Source organism: Amycolatopsis rhizosphaerae (genome assembly GCF_007713715.1).
GTDB classification, from domain to species: domain Bacteria; phylum Actinomycetota; class Actinomycetes; order Mycobacteriales; family Pseudonocardiaceae; genus Amycolatopsis_E; species Amycolatopsis_E rhizosphaerae.
On record NZ_VJWX01000880.1, the window covers coordinates 1 to 1128 of the forward strand.

A 1128-nucleotide genomic window follows, 5' to 3' on the forward strand; every position below is an offset into this window, starting at 1 on the left:
GTCCCACCCTCAGGCAGGTGAGTCCCACCCTCAGGCGGGGATGGGTGCTGTGAGGGGACCGCTCACGGCAACTCGCAACCCCCTTTTGCAGGCCCCTCACCCCCGGCCGGAGGGACTGGGGCCAATACTCACGCGACTTTGCCGGGGCCCTGTTCGGGCTGCCATTGCGGCGGGGCCGGTTTCCCGGCGGCGAGGCCGGGTATCAAGCCGCACTGGCGGGCATGTCCCGTGTGATCGGGCGACTCGAGGGACGGTGAGATGGACAAGCGATGGCTGACCAAGAGCCTGGGAGCGTTCAGCATCGGGCTGGGGGCCACACAGGCGGTGGCACCGGGGAGGGTCCTCGGACTGGTCGGGGCCCGAGACGATGACCGGGCGCGCCGGCTCGTGCGGCTGATCGGTACGCGCGAACTGGTGCTCGGCACCGCACTGGGAGCGCGCCGCAACGGTGCGCCGTGGCTGTGGCTGCGCCTCGCGGGCGACATCGTGGATCTGCGCCTGGCCGACGCCGTCCGCCGCGGCGTGAAGAGCCCGGACGGCAGGCGCCGCGCGTCGATCACGATGGCGGCACTGGCCGGGGTGGCGCTCGCCGACCTCGCCGCCGCCGTCGTCACCACCCGTGGCAGGCGCGGCCGCCCGATTCACGCCAACGGGCGGATCACGGTGAACCGCCCCGTGGGCGAGGTCTACGGGGCCTGGCGCAACCTGGAGAACCTGCCGCAGTTCATGGCCCACCTCGAAACGGTGCGCCACCTCGGCGACGGCCGCAGCCGCTGGCGCGCCGCGGGACCGGCGGGCATCGAGGTCGAGTGGGACGCCGAGATCGACAGCGAACACATCGACGAGCACATTTCGTGGCGCTCGGTCGGGGAAACCCAGGTGCGGCACTCCGGCCGGGTCGACTTCCGGCCCGCCCCGGGCGGGCGCGGCACGGAGGTCCGCGTCCACCTGATCTACGAGCCGCCCGGCGGCAGGCTGGGCGCCCGGATCGCCAAGCTGTTCGGCGAGGCACCGGACCAGCAGCTGCGCGACGATCTGCGGCGCTTCAAGCAGGTGCTGGAGACCGGCGAGGTCGTGCGCTCGGAAAGCGGCCCCGACGGCGCCAGGACCCGCACACACCTCACCGAG

General features: G+C 73.0%; 1 protein-coding gene. It reads left to right on the plus strand.

Annotated features, from left to right (window positions below; translation table 11 throughout):
- Positions 1–258: 258 nt before the first annotated feature.
- On the plus strand, positions 259–1128 hold an 870-nt coding region (locus FNH05_RS37605; RefSeq protein WP_144593572.1), incomplete at its 3' end, for an SRPBCC family protein.